16 protein-coding genes are annotated in these 20,206 nt (G+C 70.4%); 2 read left to right on the top strand and 14 right to left on the bottom strand.

The genetic code is table 11. The annotated features are described in order from the left end of the window. Position 1 precedes the first annotated feature (1 nt). The 13 genes from O1W71_RS07250 to O1W71_RS07190 form a co-directional block, all read right to left on the bottom strand. Positions 2 to 1,039, bottom strand: a complete 1,038-nt coding sequence (locus O1W71_RS07250) for a LacI family DNA-binding transcriptional regulator (RefSeq protein WP_269267181.1) — start codon at positions 1,037 to 1,039, stop codon at positions 2 to 4. A 9-nt stretch (positions 1,040 to 1,048) separates the two neighbouring features. Further along, a complete protein-coding gene (locus O1W71_RS07245; RefSeq protein WP_269267180.1) occupies positions 1,049 to 1,936 on the bottom strand; it encodes a sugar phosphate isomerase/epimerase family protein in 888 nt (295 codons plus the stop codon). Then, a complete protein-coding gene (locus O1W71_RS07240; RefSeq protein ID WP_269267179.1) occupies positions 1,933 to 3,135 on the bottom strand; it encodes a dihydrodipicolinate synthase family protein in 1,203 nt (400 codons plus the stop codon). Before O1W71_RS07240 ends, O1W71_RS07245 begins: the two co-directional genes overlap by 4 nt. Before the next feature lie 10 nt (positions 3,136 to 3,145). Further along, on the bottom strand, positions 3,146 to 4,270 hold the full coding sequence (locus tag O1W71_RS07235) for a Gfo/Idh/MocA family protein (protein ID WP_269267530.1): 1,125 nt from the start codon (positions 4,268 to 4,270) through the stop codon (positions 3,146 to 3,148). Between the two features lie 186 nt (positions 4,271 to 4,456). Continuing rightward, a complete protein-coding gene (gene arfA, locus O1W71_RS07230; protein WP_269267178.1) occupies positions 4,457 to 5,980 on the bottom strand; it encodes an arabinosylfuranosidase ArfA in 1,524 nt (507 codons plus the stop codon). Between the two features lie 66 nt (positions 5,981 to 6,046). Continuing rightward, the gene (locus O1W71_RS07225; RefSeq protein WP_269267177.1) at positions 6,047 to 7,327 is read right to left on the bottom strand and encodes an ABC transporter substrate-binding protein; all 1,281 of its coding nucleotides are present in this window, start codon (positions 7,325 to 7,327) and stop codon (positions 6,047 to 6,049) included. A 40-nt stretch (positions 7,328 to 7,367) separates the two neighbouring features. Beyond that, positions 7,368 to 8,036, bottom strand: coding sequence for a hypothetical protein (locus tag O1W71_RS07220; protein WP_269267176.1), 669 nt, complete (start codon positions 8,034 to 8,036; stop codon positions 7,368 to 7,370). 2 nt (positions 8,037 to 8,038) lie between these two features. Further along, positions 8,039 to 8,965, bottom strand: coding sequence for a carbohydrate ABC transporter permease (locus O1W71_RS07215; RefSeq protein ID WP_269267175.1), 927 nt, complete (start codon positions 8,963 to 8,965; stop codon positions 8,039 to 8,041). Continuing rightward, complete coding sequence (locus O1W71_RS07210; protein WP_269267174.1) at positions 8,962 to 9,954, bottom strand: carbohydrate ABC transporter permease; 993 nt, start codon at positions 9,952 to 9,954, stop codon at positions 8,962 to 8,964. The genes O1W71_RS07215 and O1W71_RS07210 overlap by 4 nt, the downstream gene beginning before the upstream one ends. A gap of 71 nt (positions 9,955 to 10,025) precedes the next feature. Continuing rightward, positions 10,026 to 11,324 (bottom strand): ABC transporter substrate-binding protein, encoded by a 1,299-nt coding sequence (locus O1W71_RS07205; RefSeq protein WP_269267173.1) that lies wholly within the window; start codon positions 11,322 to 11,324, stop codon positions 10,026 to 10,028. A 183-nt stretch (positions 11,325 to 11,507) separates the two neighbouring features. After that, complete coding sequence (locus O1W71_RS07200; protein WP_269267172.1) at positions 11,508 to 12,461, bottom strand: hypothetical protein; 954 nt, start codon at positions 12,459 to 12,461, stop codon at positions 11,508 to 11,510. Between the two features lie 37 nt (positions 12,462 to 12,498). Continuing rightward, positions 12,499 to 14,265, bottom strand: a complete 1,767-nt coding sequence (locus O1W71_RS07195) for an ABC transporter ATP-binding protein (protein WP_269267171.1) — start codon at positions 14,263 to 14,265, stop codon at positions 12,499 to 12,501. Positions 14,266 to 14,315: 50 nt separating this feature from the next. Beyond that, positions 14,316 to 15,059 (bottom strand): hypothetical protein, encoded by a 744-nt coding sequence (locus O1W71_RS07190; RefSeq protein ID WP_269267170.1) that lies wholly within the window; start codon positions 15,057 to 15,059, stop codon positions 14,316 to 14,318. A 200-nt stretch (positions 15,060 to 15,259) separates the two neighbouring features. Here O1W71_RS07190 and O1W71_RS07185 point away from each other — a divergent pair, with 200 nt between their 5' ends. Together O1W71_RS07185 and O1W71_RS07180 are read left to right on the top strand one after the other, a co-directional pair. Next, complete coding sequence (locus tag O1W71_RS07185; protein ID WP_269267169.1) at positions 15,260 to 17,218, top strand: DUF6807 family protein; 1,959 nt, start codon at positions 15,260 to 15,262, stop codon at positions 17,216 to 17,218. A gap of 216 nt (positions 17,219 to 17,434) precedes the next feature. Continuing rightward, a complete protein-coding gene (locus O1W71_RS07180) occupies positions 17,435 to 18,940 on the top strand; it encodes an HNH endonuclease signature motif containing protein (RefSeq protein ID WP_269267168.1) in 1,506 nt (501 codons plus the stop codon). Positions 18,941 to 19,075: 135 nt separating this feature from the next. Here O1W71_RS07180 and O1W71_RS07175 read toward each other — a convergent pair whose 3' ends face one another. Next, complete coding sequence (locus tag O1W71_RS07175; protein ID WP_269267167.1) at positions 19,076 to 20,161, bottom strand: M24 family metallopeptidase; 1,086 nt, start codon at positions 20,159 to 20,161, stop codon at positions 19,076 to 19,078. Between the last annotated feature and the right edge of the window lie 45 nt (positions 20,162 to 20,206).

Here is a 20,206-nt window from a genome sequence, read left to right as displayed (position 1 = left end):
GTCACGCGCTCCGCGGCGGGGTACTCTCGCGCACGAGCACCTCGAGGGGCAGCGCAGCCGCGGCCCCGTCAGCCTCCGTGTCGACGGCGGCGCGGAGCGCGCTGTACCCGACATCGGGGAGCGGCACCCGCACGGTCGTCAGGGGCGGTGTCACGTCGCGACCGGTCGGGATGTCGTCGAAGCCGGCGAGCGCGATGTCGGTGCCGGGCTCGCGTCCCGCGGAACGCACCGCGGTGAGGGCTCCGATGGCGACGACGTCGCTGATGCCGAACACGACGGTTCCCGGCTCGACGCCGTTGGCGAGTGCCGCTGACATCGCCTCGGCACCGGACTCACGGCTGAAACCACCGCGGTAGACGCGAGGCTCGGCTCCCCCGCCGCTCGTGAAGCCGTCGGCGAAGCCGGCGAGACGGTCGTCGCTCGTCACGACGCCCTCGGCGGCGGCGAGCACGATGGCCGAGCGGTAGCCGCGCGCGGCGAGCGCGGCCCCGAGCTCGCGGGCGCCGCCGCGGTTGTCGATGGCGACGCTGCGGATGCCGGGGGCGCCCGGGCCCAACGCGACGACGGTTCCCCCGCTCGCGGTGATGAGGTCGAGCTCGGTTCTCAGCTCGTCGGACATCTCGCGCGACGTGCGCGAGGCGGCGAGGATGATGCCGCGAGGACGCTGTCCGCGCAGCGCACGGACGAGCCGCAGCTCACGCGCGGGATCGCGCTCGGTGATGGCGACCGTGACGACGAGCCCGGCTTCGTCGGCACCGCGCGCGACGCCTGCCGCGAGCTGCCCGAAGTACGGGTCGGCGATGTCGGCCACCAGCAGCGCGACGATCGCGGACGTGCCGCGCGCGGTCGCCTGCGCCGACAGGTTGGCCGTGTAGCCGAGCCGGGCCGCGGCCTGCTCGACGCGTTCGCGATAGGCGTCGGCGACCTTGCGGGTCGAGCCGTTCAGCGCCCGCGAGGCGGTCGCGAGCGACACCCCGGCTTCTCTCGCCACATCGTGCAGCGTGGCCGAGCCACGCGGCGACATCCCCGTCTGTCCCACGAGCCGAGTCTATGCGGTGGGGGTGCGCGCGCCCGAGAGGTGCGGCGTCACAGCCGCACCGAACGCCTCGGCGGTGCGGCGCACGACCTCGGCGGGATCGGCGGCCCAGATGTCGGCGTTGAAGATCTCCACCTCGATGTCGCGGTCGTACCCCGTCGCCTCGACGGCCCGGGTCAGCGATGCGAAGTCGATGACCCCGTCGCCCGGATAGTGGCGGCTGAGCAGGACGTCCGCGGGCAGCGGCGTTCGCCAGTCGCACACCTGGTACGTCGCGATGCGACCCTCGCGCCCGGCCCGCTCGATGGCGGGCAGGACGTCGGGGTCCCAGAAGATGTGGAACGTGTCGACCGTGGCCCCGACGACCTCGGGCTCGAAGTCGGCCGCGATGTCGAGGGCCTGGCCGAGCGTGGAGACGACGCAGCGGTCGGAGGCGAACATCGGATGCAGCGGCTCGATCGCCAGCGTCACCCCCGCCGCCTTCGCGTGGGGGGCGAGCTCGCCGATCGCATCGCGCACCCGCTCCCGCGCGCCGACGATGTCGCGCGACCCCTCGGGCAGTCCGCCGGCGACCAGCACGAGGATCGCGGTGGAGCCGGGCGCACCGGCGGCGGCGAGCACGACGGCCTCATCGATCGCGACCCGGTTGTCATCGATCGAGGAGCGCCGGGCGGGCCCCTCCGGCATCGTGAAGAAGCCCGCCCGGCAGTGTGTGGTGAACCGCAGGCCCGAGTCCGTCAGCATGGCGGCGGCGGTGGCGAGACCGACCTCCTGCACGGGCTCGCGCCACAGTCCGATCGCCTCGATCCCGGCATCCGCGGTGACCCGCAGCGCGGTCGCGAGGTCGGCGTACTTGATCGTGGCCTGGTTGATCGACAGGCGCGGGTCGACGACGCTCATGCCCGGACTCCGTTCAGGCGCAGCATCGCGTGCCAGCGGTCCGCGGCCAGTTCCGGCTGTTCGAGCGCGTACGACGCGTTCGCGAGCTCGACGATCCGCGAGAGGTGCGGCAGGCTGCGCGCCGAGTGCAGTCCGCCGACCATCTGGAACGCAGCCTGATGACCGTTGAGCCATGACAGGAACGCGACGCCGGTCTTGTAGTAGAACGTCGGTGCCGCGAAGATCTGCCGGCTGAGCTCCTCCGTCGGTCCGAGGATCGCGAGATACCGGTCGGCATCCCCGGCGTCCAGAGCCTGAATGGCGGCGGAGGCGACCGGAGTGATCGCCGCGAAGGCGCCGAGCAGCGCGTCGGAGTGCTGCCGCGGCGAGGCGGGGTCGCGCTCGGGCTGGGTCGCCTGGGGCACGTCTGCGCCGCCGATGAGGCCGACGTAGTTGAAGTCGTCGCCGGTGAACATGCGCACGCCCTCGGGCAGCCGCTCGCGCACCGACACCTCGGACGCGGCGTCGAGCAGGCTCATCTTCACGCCCGCGACCCGGTCGGCGTTCTCGCCGATGATCTCGACGAGGACGTCCGATGCCGCGCGCCAATCGGGTGAGCCGAAGTAGCCCGCGAGGATCGGGTCGAAGGCGGTGCCGAGCCAGTGCAGGACCACCGGACCGGATGCCGCGGCGAGCACCTCGCGGTACACCCGGCGGTAGTCGTCGGCCGACGACGCCGCACGGGCGAGGTGCCGCGACGCCATGAGCACCGGACCCGCACCCTGGTCCTCCGTGAACGCGAGCTGGCTCTTGTAGGCGTCGATGACCTGATCGAGCGAGATGTGCTCGTCGTCGACGTGATCGGTGTTGACGCCGACGACGACCGAGCCCCCCTCCTCGCGCGCGACCTCGGCGGAGCGAGCGATGAGCTCGCGCGTCGCGGTGGCGTCGAGTCCCATGTTCCGCTGCGCGGTGTCCATGGCGTCGGCCACGCCGAGACCCCAGGAATACACGGCGCGGCGGAAGCCGAGGGTCGCGTCCCAGTCGATCTGCGCCGGCTGGCCCGGGGTGTTGTCGGCCGAGACGACGGGAACGACATGGGCCGCCGCGTACGCGACCCGGCTGCGCAGCGCGCTCGTCGGCCGGGCGAAGCCGGGCGCGTCGTTCAGCGGGACGGAGGTGAGGGCGCCGTCGGCGCCGAGGAGGGTGAGGTCGGTCATCGTGCGGCGCTCAGATGCTCAGCGCCGGAAGCTCGACCTTGCGGCCCTCGCGGCTCGACTGCAGGCCCGCCTCGGCGAGCTGCACTCCGCGGGCCCCGGCGAGGAGGTCGAACTCGTAGGGAGTCTCGGTCACGTACGAGGTGAGGAACTCCTCCCACTGCTGACGGAAGCCGTTGAGGAAGACGTCGTTGGTGGGCACGTTCTGCCAGTCGGCGTCGTAGTCGTGCGTGTCCTCGAGGTCGGGGTTCCACACCGGCTTCGGGGTCGCGTTGCGCGGCTGGATCTTCGCGCCGAACAGACCCACGACGGCGGAGCCGTGCGTGCCGTCGACGTGGAACTCGACGAGCTCGTCGCGGTTGACGCGCACCGTCCACGACGAGTTGATCTGCGCGACGACACCGCCCTCGAGCTCGAAGACGCCGTAGGCGGCATCCTCGGCCGTGGCGGTGTAGTGCTCGCCCTTCTCGTCCCAGCGGTCGGCGATGTGCACGGCGGCCTGGGCGTAGACGGTCTTGACGTCGCCGAAGAGGTTCTCGAGCACGTAGTTCCAGTGCGGGAACATGTCGACGATGATGCCGCCGCCGTCTTCGGCGCGGTAGTTCCAGCTCGGGCGCTGCGCGGGCTGCCAGTCGCCCTCGAACACCCAGTAGCCGAACTCGCCGCGCACCGAGAGGATGCGGCCGAAGAAGCCCGAGTCGATGAGGCGCTTCAGCTTCTGCAGGCCCGGGAGGTAGAGCTTGTCGTGCACGACACCGGTCTTCACCCCCGCCTCGGCCGCGAGCTTCGCGAGCTCGAGCGCCTCGTCGACCGACTCTGCGGTGGGCTTCTCGGTGTAGATCGTCTTGCCGGCGGCGATCGCCTTGCGCAGCGCCGACGCGCGGGCCTTCGTGACGAGGAAGTCGGCGTAGATCTCCCAGCGCGGGTCGGCGAGAGCGGCGTCGAGGTCGGTCGTGTAGTCCTCGATGCCGTGCTTGGCGGCGAGGTCGGCGAGCTTCGCCTCGCTGCGACCGACGAGGAGCGGCTTGACCGTGACCTTGGTCCCGTCCGGAAGCTCGATGCCGCCCTGGTCCCGGATCGCGAGGATCGAGCGGACGAGATGCTGGCGGTAGCCCATCCGGCCCGAGACGCCGTTCATGATGATGCCGATCTCGCGGACCTGCGGGGCGGTCGCCGTCTCCGGCGCGGGGCTGAGGGTGGTCGTCTCTGACACGGGCGTTCCTTTGCTTCGTCCGCTCACCGGTGGGATGGTAAGCGCTTTCCCATACTGTAGATGGCTGTCACCCGCGGGCGCAAGCCTGTGCTCGCGGGGTGCCGGAGCGGCTCAGCCCAGGCGGATGGCCGCCCACGAGATCGGGGGCAGAGACAGCGACAGAACGTCGTCGTCGAGCGCGATCCCGGGCACCGGAACCACGCCGACCCGGTCGGGGTCGTCGAGCGTGTTCGCGGCATATCGGTCGTCGTCGTGGAGGAGGTGCGATTCAACGATCGACACCGCTGCACCGGGATCGGCCGCGAGAGCCGACACGTCGATGCGCAGGTCCTCCGCGTCGGTCGTCGAACGGTTCACGACGAACAGTGTCGCGCCGTCGTCGTCCACGGTGGCGACGGCGTTGACGTTCGGCACCGCACCGAAGCGCTCGCTCTCGAACGTCCCGGACTCGACGGCGACCGAGATCGCGCGCTCCCCCGCGAGGCGCGACGTGAGCGAGAACGGGAAGAACGTCGTCTGTCGCCATGCCGGGCCGCCGGGCTCGGTCATGATCGGGGCGATCACGTTGACGAGCTGCGCGAGCGACGCCGACCTCACGCGGTCGCTGTGCTGGAGGAGCGTGATGAGCAGATCCCCGAATACCACGGCATCCAGCGCGTGGTACTGATCCTCCAGCAGACGCGGCGCGACGGGCCAGCCCGGTTCGCGCGGCTTGTCGTCCTGGCCTCCCTCGTCGTTGTGGAGGTACCAGACGTTCCACTCGTCGAACGAGATCATGATGCGCTTGTCGCTCTTCTTCGTCGCGGCGACCGCATCCGCGATCGCCACCACCGAGGCGATGAAGCGCGCCATGTCGACGCCCGACGCGAGGAACTCCTGCGCATTGCCGAAGCGCTCCTGATAGTAGGAGTGGCACGAGATGAAGTCGACGTCGTCGAACGTGTGCTCGAGCACCGTGCGCTCCCACGACCCGAAGGTCGGCATCCCGCTCCCGGACGAACCGCACACGACGAGCTCGACGCCGGGGTCGAGCATCCTCATGGCCTTCGCGGTGCGCGACGCGAGCTTGCCGTAATCGTCGGCGTTGCGGTGCCCCAGCTGCCAGGGGCCGTCCATCTCATTGCCGAGACACCACATGCGCACACCGAACGGGTCAGGCCGCCCGTTCGCGACGCGCTGACGGGTCCATGCCGTGTCGGCGTCGGAGTTGACGTACTCCAGCAGGTCGATCGCTTCCTGCGTCCCCCGCGTGCCGAGATTGACGGCAAGCATGAGATCACTGCCGACGAGCTCGAGCCACCGCGCGAACTCGTGAAGCCCGACCTCGTTGGTCTCCGTGGAGTGCCAGGCGAGGTCGAGACGTCGCGGTCGCTCCTCACGCGGCCCGACCCCGTCCTCCCACCGATACCCCGAGACGAAATTGCCGCCGGGATAGCGGATGGTCGACACCCCCAGCTCGCGGACGAGCTCGACGACATCCGCTCGGAAGCCGTCGGCGTCGGCCGCCGGGTGACCGGGTTCGTGGATGCCGTCGTAGATGTGGCGGCCGAGATGCTCGACGAAACCGCCGAAGATGCGGCGGTCGATGCGGGAGATCTCGAAACGGGGGTCGATGGCGGCGTTCGTCGGCGTCATGTCTTTCCTTATGTGAGCGGGGATGCCGCGCTTGCGCGCGCGGCATCCCCGACGGGGCGGTCTACCTCAGCCGAGCACGACCTCGGCTTCGGAGAAGAACTGGTCGACAGCCTGGTCGACCGAGGTGGTGCCGAGGCCGAGCGACTTGCCGAGCTCCCAGAACGTCTGCTCGAGCGATCCGTATCCGGCCACCGGCACCGGCGGCGCATCGCCGATGCGGTCCGCGGCCGACTCGATGTAGTCGGCGACCTGCTTGTCGGCGCCCTCGAGGGTCGCGCCGGCGAGCTTCGAGGTCGACGCGGGGAAGCCGAGCGTCGTCCCGAAGACCTGACCGGCGGCCTCGGAGTTCACGACGAAGTCGAGGAACAGGGCGGCCGCCTGCGGGTGCTCGGTCTTGGCCGAGATCGCGACCTGCAGGCCGGCCTGGCGGTAGAGGTCCTTCGAGCCCTCCTTCGCCGTCGGCGGTGCGACGATCGAGATCGACGAGGCGCCCGAGTCGGCGAGATAGCCGCCGAGGAAGTTGCTCCAGCTCATCTCGCTGGCGGTCAGTGCGGCCCCGAAGCCCGACTTGGGCGACAGCTCTTCGAGCCGCTGCTGCGGCACGGCCGCGCCGTCGCGCAGGCCGGCGCCGCTCTCCCAGAACTCGCGCAGCTGGTCCTCGGTGAACCCGAGCTCGCCGTCGTCGGTGTAGAGGTTGCCGCCGTCTGCGCGGAGCACCAGCTCGAAGGCCTGGATGCGCTGGGTGTAGTCGGTGCCCCCGTAGACGGCGCCTCCCGTCTTCTCGGTGACCTCGGCCATCCATTCGTCGAACTCGGCGAAGTCGGTGCCGCCTTCGGGCGCCGCGACCCCGGCCTGCGCGACGAGGTCGTCGTTGACGAAGTTCGCCCACAGGCTGTACCCGGTCGGCAGCGAGTACTGCGTGCCGCCCAGCGCGCCGGTGCCCAGGAGCCCGTCGTCGAAGGTGGTCATGTCGATCTGGTCGGCGACCTCCGCGAGATCGAGCAGATTGCCCGACTCGCCGTACTGACGCAGGTAGCTGTCGGAGAACTGGAAGACATCCGGCAGTCCCCCGCCCGCCGCCTCCGTCTGTCGCTTCTCCCAGTAGCTCGGGAAGTCGGTGAAGCTGACGTTGACGGTGATGTTCGGGTATTCCTCGTTGAACGCCGCGATCAGTTCGTCATAGCGCTTCGCGCGGTCGTCGTTGCCCCAGAACGCATAGGTCAGCGTGACCTTCTCGTCGGGGTCGAATGCGGCTGCGGGGGGCGTCTGCGCGCCGCCGCATCCGGTCAGTGCCAGCGCACCGACGGCGACGATGCCGACGGTGGCGAGCAGGCGGTTGGCCTTCATGGGAGTCCTTTCATCGGGAGCGGGCCCGGGGGGACGGGTCTCAGGTGCGGCGGGGCCGCGCGGGGATCGCCACGATCGCGAGCGCGGCGCAGCCGATGCCGGCGACGAAGAGGGGCGGCAGCGCCCACGTCACGATCACGACGAAGGCCGCCGTGGCGAGGAGGTAGAGGCTTCCGACGACGTCGCCGCGCGCGGCATCCGGGATCGCTCGGACCGCTCCGCGCCACCCGAGCTCGGGGCTCCAGGAGCCGGCCGCGGTGAGGAGGGCGACGGCGAGCGTGGCGAGCCCCGCCCAGCCGACCGCTTCGATCACGGCGCCACCCGGGAGGAACCCCGACCGGGCCAGGTCGATGTCGAGCAGCAGGACGAGCGTCACGACCAGGGCCACGAGCCCGACGGCCGCGCCCGGCAGCAGCCCCGCGCGGACATCCGCCCAGAACAGCGACAGTCGCGAGTCGTCGGCGGCGACGTAGCGGCGCAGATGCCGCACCCCCGCCGCGAGGGCGATCGGAAGCGTCACGACGCCGAGCGAGACGACGCCGATGAGGAGTCCGATCAGCAGCACCTCACCGAGCAGCGCGAACGCGCCGGCCGCTCCGGGATGCCGCAGCTGCGGGCGCCCCTCGATGGCCGGGCCGCTGCCGGAGCGGTCGGCCCGCACCGCGGCGCGCTCCTCGCGCCGCGTGCGGGGTCGCTCGTCGGTCGACATCGCTAGCCCTTCAGACCCTGCGTGGCGACGCCGTCGACCAGGAACTTCTGGAAGACGATGAAGAACAGCAGGATCGGGACCAGGGCGATGAAGGATGCCGTCACCGTCGCGCCGTAGTCACTCGACGAGGTCTGGTCGTTGTAGAGGCGCAGCGCGATCGGCAGCGGGTAGTTCTCGGGGCTCGTCAGGTAGAGGAGTGGGCCGAGGAAGTCGTTCCACGCCCAGATGAAGCTGAAGATCGCGCACGTGATGAGCGCCGGCTTGATCAGGGGCAGGATGATCGACCAGAAGATGCGGAGGTGTCCCGCGCCGTCGATCTTCGCTGCCTCGTCCATGTCACGGGGCATCTGCCGGATGAACTGCACGAGGAGGAAGACGAAGAACGCCTCGGTCGCGAGGAACTTCGGCAGCAGCAGCGGCCAGTACGTGTCCACCATCCCGAGATTGTTGAAGATGATGTACTGCGGGATGATCACGACGTGGAACGGCAGCAGCAGCGTGCCGATCATCGCGGCGAACAGGATGCCGAGTCCCTTGAACTGCAGGCGGGCGAAGGCATAGGCCGCGAGAGCCGACGACAACACGGTTCCGATCACCGAGACGCCGGCGATGAGCAGCGAGTTGGCGAAGAACCGCCACATCGGTACGCCCGCGATGCCCTCGGCGACCTTGATGTAGTTCTCGATCGTCGGCGCGTTCGGCAGCAGGCCCATGTTCTGGCCGAACTCGCTGTTGGGCTTGAACGTCGACAGCAGCAGCCAGACCAGCGGGTAGAGCACGACCGCCGTGATGACGATCAGCACGGCGAACCAGACGATCGTCTGCCAGGTCTTGCGCTTCACCCTGCGGCGCGCAGGCGGCATCGGCGTGGTCTGCTGCTCGGCGAAGATGGCCTCGCTTGTCAGCGGTGAGGTGGGTGACGTGGTCATCGGTTGTCTCCCGAGTAGTGCACCCACGACTTCTGGGTGCGGAAGAGGATGAGGGCGATGATGGCGACGACGACGAGGAGGACCCAGGCGATCGCGGCGGCGTAACCCATGCGGCCGTCGGCGAATCCGGTCTTGTAGAGGTACACCGTGATGAAGTTCGTCATGCCGGCGGGGCCGCCGGTGCCGTTGGAGATGATGTAGGCCGATCCGAAGACCTGGAACGCCCCGATGAGCCCGAGCAGCAGGTTGAAGAAGATCACCGGCGAGAGCATCGGCACCGTGACCGCGCGGAAGCGGCGGAGGGCGTTGGCTCCGTCCATCTCGGCCGCCTCGTACAACTCCTTCGGGATCTGCTTGAGGCCGGCGAGGAAGATGACCATCGTGGCACCGAACTGCCAGACCGCGAGCAGGATCATCATCGGCAGGATGAGGCCCGGGTTGCCGATCCAGCCGCCGAGCTCGATGCCGAACACGCTCAGGCCGTTGTCGACGGGACCGTCCGTGGCGAACATCGCGCGCCACACGATCGCGACCGAGACCGACGCCCCGATGAGCGACGGGGCGTAGAACGCCGACCGGAAGAAGGCCGCGCCCTTGTCGCGGTAGTTCAGCAGCAGCGCGATCAGAAGTGCGGCGATGAGCGAGATCGGGGTGCCCACGAGCACGTAGATCAGGGTGATCTGCGCCGACTGCATGAAGCTCGGGTCGTTGGTGAAGAGTCGGATGTAGTTGTCGATGCCGACCCACTTGGGCGGCGAGAAGATGTTGTAGCTCGTGAACGACAGGTACAGCGAATACGCCATCGGCACGAGCGTGAGTCCGAAGAATCCGACGAGCCACGGCAGGAGGAAGCCGTATCCCGCGATGTTCTCGCGGACGGCGCGCTTGCGAGCGCCGGGGCGATCGAGATGTTCGGGCCGCTGCTTCCGGACCAGGCCGCGACGCGACGAGTCCTTGGTGACGATCACCCGTGTGGCGGTAGTGGTCACGATGCTCCTGAGGATGCGGGGAGGATGTGGGGCCCGCGGGCCGGCGCCGGGCGCCGGCCCGCGGGATCGGGTCATCCGTTGAGGGTGATGTCCATCTGCGAGAAGAAGCGTTCGACGGCCTCATCCACGGTGATGGTGCCGAAGGCGAGCTCGGTACCGAGCTTGCGGAACTCCTCCTCGATCGTGCCGTAGCCGACGATCGGGACCGGCGGGGCGTCGCCGAGGCGGTCGGCGATCGACTCCTCGTACTCCTTCACCTGCTGGCTCAGCGGGTCGAGGTCGGCCGCGTCGAGGGCGGTCTGCGAGGCGGGAAGGCCACGGTTGGTGCCGAAGATCTCACCCGACTGCGGCGAGTTCACGAGGAAGTTGACGAGCGTCGCCGCGGCCGCGGGGTGCTCGGTCTTCGCCGAGATCGTGTGGAGCATCGAGGGCTTGAGGTAGAGGTCCTTTGCGCCCTCCTTCGTCACGGGCGGCGCGACGAGACCGAGCTCGGTGTAGCCCTCGCCCAGGTTACCCAGGTAGCCGCCGCCGAAATTGTCCCAGGTGAGCTCGCTCGCCGTCAGCGCGGCGTCGAAGCCCGAGAGCGGCAGGGCCTCTTCGAGGCGCTGCTGGCCGATCACGGCTCCGCTCTCGCGGAGCTCGGCGCCGTCCTCCCAGAACTGCGTCAGCCGCTCCTCGTCGAACCCGGGCTCGCCGTCCTCGTCGAACAGCTGCGACCCCTCGGCTCGCAGCTGCAGCTCGAAGTTCTGGATGCGTCCGGTGTAGTCGGTGCCACCCCAGTAGGCGCCGCCCGACGCGTCCGTGACGCTCGCCATCCACTCGGAGTAGTCGTCCCACGAGCCGCCGGCGAAGTCCTCCACGCCCGCCTGCTCGAGCAGCTTCGGGTTGGTGAACATGCCCCACGCGTTCGTCGAGGTCGCGATGCCGTAAGTCGTGTCGCCGACGACACCGATGTCGAGGATGTTCTGCGGCAGAGCATCGGTCTCGATGATCTCGCCGAGGTAGGGGTCGAGGTCGAGCAGGAGGTTGTTCTCGGAGTACTGGCGCAGGTACGAGTAGTCGAACTGCATCACATCCGGCAGCCCGCCGCCCGCGGCCTCCGTCTGGCGCTTCTCCCAGAACTCCGGGAAGGTCAGGAACGTCGCGTTGACCGTGATGTTCGGGTACTCCTCGTTGAACGCGGCGATCGCCTCGTTGTAGAGCTGTGCGCGAACGTCGTTCCCCCAGAACGCCAGGTTCAGGGTGACCTTCTCATCCGGGTCGAATGTGGCATCCGCGGCCGGGGTCTCTCCGCCGGCGCAGCCCGCCAGGGTGAGCGCGGCGCCTGTCGCGATGGCGACCGTGGCCAGTGCCCGCTTTCTGCTGAACATCGTTGTCCTCTCTGCCGAACGTCGTCGTCTCGGTGCGCGCGAACGTCCATTGTCCGTGTGTGCAGGTGCGCGCCTCCGATGGTCGGGAAAGCGCTTGCCGGCAACGGTACTACGCGATGAAACGTTTCGCAAGGAAGTCGGGTCAACCGATTCCGACCCGTGATCTCGCGACTGTTACCGGTCTCAGTGCGTCGACTCAGCCTCGCACACCAACCGACCCGCGTCGACACGCAGCCGCACTCGGTAGACGGCGCACCGGCGGGCCTCGACGTCGTCCGCCCCGGCCCCGTCGCCACCGGCATCCGGGGTCGTGGCCGGCTGTGCGAAGAAGTAGTACCAGAGGGAGTCGTCGTCGCGAACGGGGGCGCCGTGGTGCCCGAACCCTTGGCCGGGCACGGCCCCCGCGCCGAGGACGATGTCGTCGGGACCGCCTTGGCGCATCCACTGGACGGTGTCGTCCGAGACGAAGACACCCATCCCCCGCCACTCGTCGACGATCATCCACCAGCGGCCGCCGAGCTCGAAGACGCTCGGCCCCTCGTGCGGGCGTCCGCCGATCGCGACCCCGCCGTCGCTCCACGACTCGAGGTCGTCCGACACCGCTACGCGGGTGACGGAATCGGCGGCTTCATCCTTGTACCAGAGCCGCCACTTCTCGTCGGGACCGCGGGCCACACCGGCGTCGATGACGCGGTCGCTCGCGAGATCGAGCGGTCCGAGCCGGTGCCACGACACGAGGTCGGTCGAGCGGTAGGCGACGATCGTGCGGGCATGACCCGGCCAGCGATCGGGCACACCGTCGATCTCGGTCAGATACATCCGCCATCCGGTGCCGTCGAAGACGACCTCGGGGGCCCAGTGGGTGCGGTCGACGTCGGCCGGAGGCTGCCCGGCGGTCAGTTCGAGCCCCCCGGCATCCGGTTCGAGGGTGCCCGCGTACTGCCAATCGACGCCGTCTCGCGAGCGCGCCACCCCGATGCGCGAGCCGTGCACCCAGGAGACGCCCGGCCCCGGGTCGGGATGCGTCGCCCGCCGCTGCGTGTAGAACATCCACCATCCGCCGTCGCCCGGCTCGATGACGACCACCGGATCGGTCGCCCCGTCGTACACCGGGTCGCGATAGATCTCCCTGAGCATGAGTTCTCCTGTCTTATACCCGTCGGAGGGGGGAGGGTCAGGACTGGGTGGCGTGGAGGTGGGCGTAGCGGCCGGCGGCCGCCAGCAGCTCGTCGTGCGAGCCCTGCTCGACGATCCGCCCGCGCTCGAGCACGATGATGCGGTCGGCACGGCGGATCGTCGACAGCCGGTGAGCGACCACGAGGGTCGTGCGGCCGGCCATGAGCCGCGCGAGCGCGTCCTTCACGAGCTCCTCCGACTCGGGATCGAGCGCCGAGGTCGCCTCATCCAGCAGCAGGATGCGGGGATTGCGCACCAGCGCCCGCGCGATCGCGAGCCGCTGCCGCTGCCCTCCCGACAGGCGCGCGCCCCGCTCGCCGACCACGGTGTCCCACCCGGCCGGCTGGTCGCTGACGAACTCCCACGCGTTGGCGTCGCGCAGCGCCCGCTCGATGCGCTCGTCGGAGACGTCGGGCAGCCCGTAGGCGACGTTCTCGCGGATCGTGCCCTCGAAGAGCACCGACTCCTGCGGCACGACCGACACCGCGCGGCGCACCGTCCGCAGGTCGAGCTCCTGCACGTCGGCCCCGTCGATCGTCAGCCGCCCGCTCGTCGCGCGAACGAACCCGAGGACGAGGTTCAGCAGCGTGGACTTGCCCGATCCGGACGAGCCGACGAACGCATAGGTGCGGCCCGCGGGGATGTGCAGATCGATCTCGTGCAGCGCGTCGCCGCTCGCCCCCGCGTACCGATGGCTGGCGCGCTCGAGCCGGATGTCGCCGACGACGCGATCCACGCGGCGCTTGCCCTCGTTCTGCTCGAGGTCGGGTTCCTGCAGCACCTCGGCGATGGAGCGCACCGACTCGAGCCCGCGCGCTCCGACCGGGATCAGCATGAGGAGCTGCGTGAGCCCCTGCGTGAGCAGCGTGAAGTAGGTCGAGAGCAGCACGACCTCGCCGGGCGATATCGGCAGGATGCCGGTGAGCGAGAAGATCGCGGCGAGCACGAGGCATCCGACGCCGAGCAGCTGCATCGCCACCCACGAGATCGAGGCGACGTGACCGTTGAGCATGTCGAGGTGAAGACCCGCGCGTCGCACTCCCTCGGCGCCGCGCGAGACGCGCGTGACGGCCGTCTCCTCGAGGCCGTGGGCGCGGGTGACCGGGATGAGCGAGGCCATCTCACCCACGCGTGCCGAGAACACCTCGACCTCGCGGCGGAAGACCGCGTTGCGCTCGCGCGAGCGGTTGCGCATGCCGTACCGGATGCCGATCGCGATCGGTACAGCGAGCGCGTAGACCGGCAGGAACTGGGGCACCGCGATCGCGGTCATGGTGAGGGCGCCGATCATCACCATCGTCGCCGACAGCAGCGGATGCGTGACCTGCTGCAGCATGAGCTCGACGTTCTCGACATCGCGCACCACCTTGGTCTGCACGATCGACGAGCTCACCCGCGAGTGGTATCCGATCGACAGGCTCTGCAGCCGCGCGGCGAGCGCGTTGCGCAGGTCGGCCCCGGTGTCGCGCACGACGGTCATGAAGCTGCGCGTGTAGAGGATGTGGTTCGGGTAGTTCTGCAGCAGCAGGGCCGCGGCCAGCAGGAACCAGCCGATGACCGCCGAGACCTCACCCCCGCCCGCGACGATGTCGATGATCGCCGCGGTGATCACCGGGAGGAACCACATCGGGATCTCCTTCAGCGCGAAAGCGCCGACGGCGACGCTCATGCGCCCCGGGCGACGGGCGAGCAGCCGCAGGACGGATCGCGCCGGATGAGCGCCGTCGATCAGGTCCGCGGGATGGGAAAGCGGTTTCCGTGCCACGCGACCATGCTAGGCGCCCGTCGCGACCGTGCACACCCCCTCGGCGCGGATCAGCCGGCCGCCTGCGCGATGCGGTCGACGAAGAGCTGCGTCGCCTGCGGCACGTAGTCCGCGCTCGTCTCGGGATCCCAGCCCACGAGGGCGAGGACGTTCTGACCCGTGCGGACCGTCGCGCCGACGAGCGCGAACGGAGAGCCGCCCACGTCGCCGGTCACCCGCCACCCCTGGACATCGTCCGCGCCGCTGACGGCGAGATCGAACGGCTCGACCGAGGTCGTGACCGGCACCCCCTGCATGGCGAACAGCTCCTGCCCGTCCGCGCAGCGCGCGATGGCGTCCTCAGCCTGAGCCACCAGCGCCTCGGCGGCTGCGTCGTCGGCCGCGGAGGCCACGACCGCCGTCATCGATCGGTCGTTGCTCGTGCCCCATTCGACAGCATCGCCGGCCGATTCCCACCCGGCGCCGAAGGGAGCGAGGCACCCGGCGTCCGAGACCGTCAACCCGGGATAGATCGACTCGAGCATCGCGGCGATCGTGTCGTACTGGGCGGGGCGGAACTGGATGCCGCTGAACAGGTCGGCGAGCTCGGTGCGGTCGAGCGCACCGGATGCCGCAGCGGGCGCCGACGCCGACGCCGAGGGCGACGCCGCGGTGGTCTCAGGCGCAGCGCCCGAGGCCGCTCCGCTCGGTCCACCCGCCGGCGTGCAGCCCGTCAGCGCCGCCAGGCCGAGGGCCGCGACGACGAGCCCGGCGTTCAGTCGCGTGCGCGGGGTGCGGGCTGCGGGTGATGCCATGGCGGTTCTCCTCGGATCGATGCGCCTCGACGCTAATGCCTAGCACCCGGGCCCGTCGCGGGCAGCGCTCCCCATCGACGGCCAGTGGCGCCTGCCGTAGGGTGTCGCTTCACCGCTCCCACCCGAGGACGTCAGCGCGCGTCGCGAGACCCATGGGAAAGCGCTTGCTGGCATGATGGGAGCGACGTCAGGAGAATCGGATGCCACGCACCACCACCATCGCCCTCGTCGGCGTCCACGGCTACGGAACCGTGCACCTCGACAATCTCCGCCGTCTGGGCGATCGCGTGCGGCTCGTCGCGGCCGCCGACCCCCGCCCGCCGGCACCGGGCACCGTGCCGGAACACACGCGCGTCTTCCCCGACCTGCCGACCCTGCTCGCCGCGACCGACGACGTCGATGTCGTCATCGTCGCCACACCGCTGCATACCCACCTCGAGCTCGCGCGCACCGTCGTGGACCGCGGTATCGACCTGTACCTCGAGAAGCCGCCGGTGCTGACCCTCGCCGACCTGCGCGTGCTCGAGGACGCCGCCGCGCGGTCGGGCGCGCGGGTGCAGGTGGGCTTCCAGAGCCTCGGGTCGCGGGCGCTGCGGGCCTTCGCCGACGACCGCTTCGACCTGGGCCCGGTCCGCGCGATCGGAGCCGTGGGACTCTGGGCGCGCGACCGCGCGTACTGGGAGCGCAGCCGCTGGGCCGGGCGCCGCGAACTCGACGGTGTCGCCGTCGTCGACGGAGTCACGACGAACCCGCTCGCCCACGCGACCGCCACCGCCCTCGCGATCGCCGGCACGACAGCCGTCGCCGACATCACGCAGGTCACCGCCGATCTCTACCGCGCCAACGCCATCGAGGGCGACGACACGAGCCTGCTGCGCGTGTCGACGACGCGCGGCATCCGCGTCACCGCGGGGCTGACGCTGTGCGCCGACGAGCAGGTCGACCCGTACGTCGAGGTGCATGGCCGCCGCCGCTCGGCACGCTTCTTCTACACGGAGGACATCGTCGAGGTCGACGGGCGCAGCGAACGCTTCGAGCGTGACGACCTGCTCCAGAACCTCCTCGATCATCGCGACGCGGGTGTCGCGCTGCTGTCGCCCCTGTCAGCCTCGGGCGCGTTCGTCGCGGTCATCGATGCCGTGGGACGCACGGCGCCGCACGAGATCGACCCCGCGTTCGTCACTGCGCGCGGCGAGGGCCCCGCCCGGCGGCTCATCGTGGACGGCATCGAAGACGCCGTGGTCCGCGCCGTCGACGCCGAGGCGACCTTCGCCGAGCTGCACCTTCCCTGGGCTCGGCGCACGGCTCGCGACGTCGTGCTGACCCTGCCGGGCGACGGCTCGCCCCTGGCGGAGCTCGTCGACGGCGCTGGCACCGCGCGGTCGTCGAGCCCGCGCCCGTACCTGCATCCGCTCCGCACCCCCGGCGGCGTGACCGTGACCGACCACCATCCCGCCGACCACGACTGGCACCTCGGTGTCAGCGTCGCCCTGCAGGATGTCGACGGCACGAACTTCTGGGGTGGTCGCACCTACACCCCGGGCGAGGACTACATCTGGCGCGACGATCACGGGCGCATCGAGATCGCCGGCGTCGAGCGGATCGCCGACGGCGCGGTTCTCGATCTGCGCTGGATCGGCCCCGACGGCAGCGTCGTCGTGCGCGAGCGCCGCGAGATGCGGCTGATCCATCGCGACGAGCGCGCCGCCGTCATCGAGCTGTCGTTCGAGCTGTCCCCGGCGACCGACCGCACCGTGATACTCGGGGGTCCTGGCAGCAACGGGCGCGTGGGCGGCGGCTACGGCGGGCTCGCGTGGCGCCTCCCCGCCTGCGTCGACATCGACGTGCGCACGCCCTCGGCCCGTGGCGAGGCGGCGGTGCACGGAACGGTCGCGCCGTGGCTCGCATGGTCGGCGGCCTTCGCTGGCCCGACCGACGGCACTGCTGCGGAGGCCACCGTCGCACTCGCTGCGGCAGACGAGCCGTCTGCCGGCGATCCGTGGTTCGTCCGGGTCGCGGACTATCCCGGCATCGGAGCCGCGCTGGCCTGGGACCGCGCGGTCGCGGCATCCCCGGGCGCTCCAGTACGGCGCGCCTATCGGCTCCTCGTCGCCGACGGCCGGCTGACCGACGCGGAGGTCGCGGCGCTCCTCGCCTGACCCGAACGCGTCAGCACGCGTCGTTCCAGCGGCACTCGAACTCGTCGGCGGTGATTGGCGTATCGCCGAGGACCCGCGGGCCAGGTCCGCATCGACGACAAGATGTCGGGGCGAGGTTCCGTCATCCCGAGTCGCGACGGCGGTGCGGCGCGGGGCGTGGAGTGGGGGCTGTGGAAGTCGCGGCGCGATGTCGGAGGCCCATGACAGTATTCGAACATGCATTCGAATGACGGGCTCGGTAGCCGGGCAGGCGGCGGGATGGGCAGCGACGGCGACATCGACGCGCTCGCCGCTCTCGTTGCGGATGCTGAGCGGGTTTCGGATGCCGCACGGGCCGTGCAGGTCCGGGAGGTTCGGGTGCTCGCCGCGGCCGGGGTTCTGGCCGAGAGGCAAGCGTCCGGCGCGTCGGAGAAGGTCAAGGCGCGCGAGCTGGCATTGCGTGGTATCGCCGCGGAGCTGGCCGGGGTGTTCGTGGCGACCGACCGGACGTTGCAACGCCGCATCGACGAAGCCCGAGACCTGGTCGAGAACTACCCGCAGACGATGACCGCGTGGGAGGCGGGCCGAATCGTGCGCGGGCACGTGCGGGTGATCCAGGAGATCGGATGCATCGTGCCGGTGGCGGATCGGGCTGAGTTCGAGCGGGTCGCGATTGGGAAGTGCGAGGGCGAGACCCCGAATCGGGTGCGGGACGGGCTGCGGATGGTGGCGGAGCGGATGCACCCGCGGAGTTTCACCGAACGGCATGAAGAGGCCGCGGCGGGGCGGTGTGTGCGGGTGCAGGCCGGGCCGGACGGGATGTCCGACCTGATCGCCACCCTGCCGACCGTCATCGCCGACGGAATCGTCGACCGACTCACCCGGCAGGCCCGCGAGATCATCAACGCCCGCGCCGACGCCGATGTGGCCGGTGCCGGCGCCACACCCGACGACGCTCGACCCGACGCGAACGGCGGCATAACCGACGCCATCACGACCGTTTGCGACGGGTCGACGTTCGTCGACGACGCGCGCACCATCGACCAGGTCCGCGCCGACGTGTTCAGCGACCTGCTCCTCGCCGGCGCACCCGCCCTCGACCCGACCGCGACCGGTGACGGCGACGGAACCCTCGGGGCGATCCGTGCACACGTGCAGGTCGCGGTATCCGCGCTGACCCTGATGGGTCAGGATGACGGGCCCGCTGATCTCGCGGGGCGCTCCCCCATCGACGCGGCCACCGCGCGAGAACTCGCCGGCAACGCGACCTCGTGGGACCGGCTGCTGACCCACCCCGTCACCGGGACCGTCCTGGAGTGCGACAGCTACCGCCCCACCGCCGCCATGGTCAGGCTGCTGCGGGCGCGTGACCGGCGCTGTCGGTTCCCCGGATGCCGCCAACCCGCCATCCGCTGCGAGATCGACCACACCATCGCCGCATCCGACGGCGGCGCGACGCACGTGTGTAACCTCGCGAACCTCTGCAAGAGACACCACGACGTCAAACACCACACCCGATGGCATGTCCGACAACTCCCCGGCGGGAAGCTGGTGTGGACCTCACCCACCGGACGCGTCTACCGCGAAGACGCACCACCACCACTCGTCGCCTTCACCGTCGCCGTCACGACAGATCGACCACCGGGTGGGCGGGACGATGGACGATCGCCCGGCGCTTTGTCCCCGGCACAGCGGCGAGAGCGGCGATTCCATACCTTCCTCGCGTCAGAGCCGCCGTTCTGACGCGTTCATCCCCTTGCCGCACCGCGTGCGGAGGCCCCTCCGCGCCCGCCCGAACGACACACGCGCACACGCGCACATGCGCACGCGCGAACCCACGCTCAGGTTCGAGCGGAGCACAGGTCGGCACGGCGCGCTTCAGGAGAACGGGCGCGCGACGGGCCGGGCGATGCCGCCGACCGTGGTCGTAGGCCACCGTGAATCCACCGTGAGCACCTCGACGCCCGCGTCCGTGACGATCACGGTGTCTTCGACCTTCGCGCCGGGCGCGCTCGGATTCCAGGCGAACGCGTGCGGCGACCGCACGAGGTCGCGCGTCTCGGCGGTCGCCCGCGGGTCGCGCCCCGCGTATCCGGTCGGGCCTCCCTGATGGTGGCGTTCCCACTCGTCCGGATCGAACCCCGCATCGGCGTAGCCGCGACACCCCGCAGCGAACACTTCGTCCAGGTGGGCGCCGGGCCGAGTCGCCGCGAAGAACGCCGCCTCCACCGCGAGGATCCGTTCATCGTCGCCACCGGCCGCACCCACCCACCGGGTCGCGTTGGCGATGAGCCCGTGCCGACGTCCGCACACGACGAGCATCGCCCGCGCACCGAGCGGAGAGTCCGTGGGGAGGGGATGCCGGTGGGGCAGCCGCGGCTCTCCCGCCACCAGCATCACGAGCGGGTCGATGCCGCGCGCCACGAGCCCGGCAGCCAGCCGGGCAGCTGCGGCACGCTCGGATGTGAGGGGAGACAGTTCCGCGGCGACATCCGTCAACACCTCGGCCACGGCACGGCCGAGAGCCCGATAACGATCGACTTCCTCCGGCACCAGCTCGGCGCGCGCCGCCCGCAGCTGGGGGCCGACCTCCGACTCGCCGACGGCGAGATCACCCCGCCCCTCGGAGGGCCCGCCGGAACCACCGGACAGGGCGTGCGCGACGACCGATTCGTACCACGGGACCCGGGCGACGCGTGCGGCGTCGCCCGGCGCGAGCTCCTCCGCGATCAGCCGGTCGGCCTCGTTCGCCGAGACGAAGAGAGTGTCGCCGCCCTCAGCGACGCGGACGGCCAGCACGGGCGGACCCGCGAACGAGACGTGCGTCCGAATGCCGCCGAGGTACCACGAGAGCGCCTCATGCGACGAGAGCACGAGCGCATCGGCGCCGGCATCCTCACGAACGGATGCCAGGCGACGGCGCTTGACGTCGCGCTCCGTCGTCGCGGTCGTGATCGCAGACATCGTCGTCTCCTGTCATAAAACGTTTCCTCGCATAGTATGGCCGGA

This window comes from Microbacterium sp. H37-C3 (assembly GCF_027157935.1).
In the GTDB taxonomy this organism is placed as follows: Bacteria; Actinomycetota; Actinomycetes; order Actinomycetales; family Microbacteriaceae; genus Microbacterium; species Microbacterium plantarum.
This window is presented reverse-complemented; position numbering and strand designations above follow the sequence as displayed.

Bases quoted from the DNA above. Each gene is read 5' to 3' on its own strand.
- O1W71_RS07245 (WP_269267180.1), bottom strand. From the start codon at position 1,936: ATGAGCGTCGTCGACCCGCGCCTGTCGATCAACCAGGCCACGATCAAG.
- O1W71_RS07240 (WP_269267179.1), bottom strand. From the start codon at position 3,135: ATGACCGACCTCACCCTCCTCGGCGCCGACGGCGCCCTCACCTCCGTC.
- O1W71_RS07235 (WP_269267530.1), bottom strand. From the start codon at position 4,270: ATGAACGGCGTCTCGGGCCGGATGGGCTACCGCCAGCATCTCGTCCGC.
- arfA (WP_269267178.1), bottom strand. From the start codon at position 5,980: ATGACGCCGACGAACGCCGCCATCGACCCCCGTTTCGAGATCTCCCGC.
- O1W71_RS07225 (WP_269267177.1), bottom strand. From the start codon at position 7,327: ATGAAGGCCAACCGCCTGCTCGCCACCGTCGGCATCGTCGCCGTCGGT.
- O1W71_RS07220 (WP_269267176.1), bottom strand. From the start codon at position 8,036: ATGTCGACCGACGAGCGACCCCGCACGCGGCGCGAGGAGCGCGCCGCG.
- O1W71_RS07215 (WP_269267175.1), bottom strand. From the start codon at position 8,965: ATGACCACGTCACCCACCTCACCGCTGACAAGCGAGGCCATCTTCGCC.
- O1W71_RS07205 (WP_269267173.1), bottom strand. From the start codon at position 11,324: ATGTTCAGCAGAAAGCGGGCACTGGCCACGGTCGCCATCGCGACAGGC.
- O1W71_RS07200 (WP_269267172.1), bottom strand. From the start codon at position 12,461: ATGCTCAGGGAGATCTATCGCGACCCGGTGTACGACGGGGCGACCGAT.
- O1W71_RS07190 (WP_269267170.1), bottom strand. From the start codon at position 15,059: ATGGCATCACCCGCAGCCCGCACCCCGCGCACGCGACTGAACGCCGGG.
- O1W71_RS07185 (WP_269267169.1), top strand. From the start codon at position 15,260: ATGCCACGCACCACCACCATCGCCCTCGTCGGCGTCCACGGCTACGGA.
- O1W71_RS07180 (WP_269267168.1), top strand. From the start codon at position 17,435: ATGCATTCGAATGACGGGCTCGGTAGCCGGGCAGGCGGCGGGATGGGC.
- O1W71_RS07175 (WP_269267167.1), bottom strand. From the start codon at position 20,161: ATGTCTGCGATCACGACCGCGACGACGGAGCGCGACGTCAAGCGCCGT.